Origin of the sequence: Actinomyces sp. 594 (genome assembly GCF_019325145.1) — a bacterium.
Classification (GTDB): domain Bacteria; phylum Actinomycetota; class Actinomycetes; order Actinomycetales; family Actinomycetaceae; genus Actinomyces.
Map to the genome: position 1 here is coordinate 1 of NZ_PIZC01000035.1, position 3,209 is coordinate 3,209.

The window sequence follows — 3,209 nt, forward strand, 5'->3', positions numbered from 1 at the left end:
CCGCCGCCGTCACCGCGGCACTGGCGCTCGCCGCCGTCGGCGCGGGAGCCTGCCTGCCCGCCGTCGGCGCCGCCGCCGAGCCCGCGGGCTCCGCAGCCGCCGATCCCTGGCGGCCCCTGGCCCACTACACGCCCGAGACCAACTGGATGAACGACCCCAACGGCCTGGTGTACGTGGACGGCGAGTACCACATGTTCTACCAGTACAACCCGGAGGGCTCCCAGTGGGGCAACATGTCCTGGGGACACGCGGTATCCACCGACCTGGTGCACTGGGAGGAGCTCGACGTAGCCATCCCCTACACCGAGGACTACGGGGTGTTCTCCGGCTCGGCCGTCTACGACGAGCACAACACCTCCGGCCTGGGCACCGCCGACAACCCGCCCCTGGTGGCGGTTTGGACGCGCGCCGACAACCACAACGGCAACCAGTCCCAGTCGCTGGCCTACTCCACCGACAAGGGCCGTACCTGGACCACCTACAACGGCGGCGACCCGGTGCTGGACATCGGCTCCACCGAGTTCCGCGACCCCAAGGTGTTCTGGGACGAGGGCGCCGGGCGGTGGACGATGGTGGTGGCCCTGTCCGCCGACCACCAGGTGGCCTTCTACTCCTCGGACAACCTGATCGACTGGACCCGGCAGTCCACCTTCGGTCCCATGGGTGACACGAGTGCCGTGTGGGAGTGCCCCGACCTGTTCCCCATGGCGCTGGACGGCGACCCGAACAACGTCAAGTGGGTGCTGTCGCTGAGCGTGGCCGGCATGGGCCGGTACTTCACCGGGGACTGGGACGGCACCACCTTCACCGCTGACGCGCTGCCCAGCTACACCGGCGAGGGAACCGTCCTGGAGGACTGGGAGTCGGGCACCTACGCCGGCTGGACCACCACCGGCACCGCCTTCGGCCAGGCCCCGGCGTCCGGGGACGCCACCGGGCACGTCGGCTCCTACTACGCGGACTCCTGGGGCGCGGGGGACGCCGACACCGGTTCACTCACCTCGGCCCCCTTCACCATTGAACAGGACTACCTGAACCTGCTGATCGGCGGCGGCAACCACCCCTACGACGCCACAGCCACCGCGGACGACGGCGGCGGGAGGCTGCTGACCGGCTTCGACGACGGCACCTGGGAGGGGTGGACCGTGACCGGCAACGCCTTCGGTGACGCCCCGCTGGCCGGCACCGCGCCCGGGCAGCAGGAGCTGATCAACATGCGGGGCACGGGCGTGCTCAACTCCTTCTACGACGTCGGCACCGGCCAGGGCACCGACGCGGCCACCGGCACGGCCACGTCCCCGGAGTTCACCATTGACGCCGACTACGTGAACCTGCTCATCGGCGGCGGCAACCACCCGGAGGCGGATGGCGGCGGCGCCACCGTGGTGCAGCTGCTGGTGGACGGCCAGGTGGTGCGCACAGCCACCGGCCGCAACCTGGAGGAGCTCAACTGGCAGAGCTGGGACGTGAGCGAGCTGCGCGGCACCACCGCCACGCTGCGCGTCGTCGACGAGAACACTTCCGGATGGGGACACATCCTGCTCGACGAGGTGCGGTTGTCGGACCGCGCCGCCACCACTATCCCCAACAACACCTCCGTCAATGTGGTGGTGGACGGCGAGGTGGTGGCCTCGGCCACCGGCCCGCAGTCCGGCACCCTGGACTGGACCAGCCTGGACCTGCGTCAGTGGCGGGGACGGGAGGCCCAGCTGGTGCTCGAGGACAACAACCAGACCTCGGAGTGGGGCCACCTGCTGGTGGACACGATCGTCCAGTCGGATACGGCCGGCTTCAGCCAGACGCAGGCCATGCCGTACCTCGATTACGGGCGCGACTACTACGCGGCCGTCACCTGGAACGGTGCGCCGGATGGCGAGCGGTACACGGTCGCCTGGATGTCCAACTGGGACTATGTGAACGCGATTCCCACAACCTCGTGGCGCACGGCGATGACCATGCCGCGGCGGCTTGAACTGCGCACGCTGGACGGCGCCGCCCGGCTGACTGCCGCGCCCGTGCCCGGTATCGAGTCCCTGTACACCGGTGACGCGGTGGTGCTGGACGGCACCGCGATCCCGGAGGGCGCCACCGCCCTTGACGAGGCCGCGCAGGGCGCCGCCCTGGACATCTCCCTCACTCTGGATCCGGGTGCGGCCGCCACCAGCGGCATCGTCGTGCACGCGGCCGACGGGCAGGGCACCGTCATCGGCTATGACACCGAGGCCGGCGAGGTCTACCTGGACCGCACCGCCTCCGGCGCCACCGACTTCTCGGCGGCCTTCCCGAGCGTTGAGCGCGTGGGCGTCTCGCCCGACGCGGACGGCCTGGTGCCGCTGCGGGTACTGGTGGACGCCTCCTCGGTTGAGGTGTTCGCCGCCGATGGCGCGGTCACCATTACCGATGCCGTCTACCCGCAGGCCGAGGCGGTCGGGGTGTCCCTGTTCGCGGACGGAGGTGCGGCCACGGCGGTGCAGCTGCGCATCAACCAGCTGTCGGACTACCGCGACGCCGCCCCGGCGCCCGCCCCGACGGCTACGGCGACGGCCGCCCCGACGGATACGGCTACAGCGGCGCCCGCCCCGACGGCGCCACCGACGCCTGCGCCGACGGCAGGAGCCGCTCTCCCGTCCGCAGCCTCCCCCACCACGGGCGGCGCAGGTGCCGCTAAGCCGACGGCGTCGCCGTCGGCTCCGGCTGCGGGCCAGGGCGCCCCGGGCTCGCTGGCGCGCACGGGTGCGTCCGCGCCGCTTGTCCTGGTCATGGCGCTGACCGCTGTGGTTGCGGGCGCAGGCCTACGCGGCTTGCGGTACCGCAACTGACTTGCGGATTCGGGGGTATCCCGCATAAACGCAACCCATCCGTAACAGGACTCCCGCGGAATTCCGGGATTCTTGGGATGGATTAACCTGACGGGACGTCCTATGATTGGACGCGTCGGAACGCTCGCGGCATCGAGGAGGTTCAGGGACTCTGACGACGTGCCGGTGCGTTTGGGGTTGACGCGTTTCAGGGACCGCGCCCCCAAATCCGACCGAGGCCCCGCGCCGATGGCGCGGGGCCTCCTTTATTCTCCGAGCTCCTGCGAACACGAGTTATCGGGTATCGAGTTATCGGCGCGAACGTGGTGCTTAAGATCGGGGTTTTGGCTGGTGTGGTGCGGGAAAGTCGGGGTGATTATGGTTTGGGAGGTTAATCCGGGGCGGTGCTTG

1 protein-coding gene is annotated in these 3,209 nt (G+C 70.1%); it reads left to right on the forward strand.

What is annotated here, in order from left to right; translation table 11 throughout:
• A partial coding sequence (locus GZ998_RS05275; RefSeq protein ID WP_219109247.1) for a GH32 C-terminal domain-containing protein occupies positions 1–2,819 on the forward strand: 2,819 nt, incomplete at its 5' end.
• Positions 2,820–3,209 lie beyond the last annotated feature (390 nt).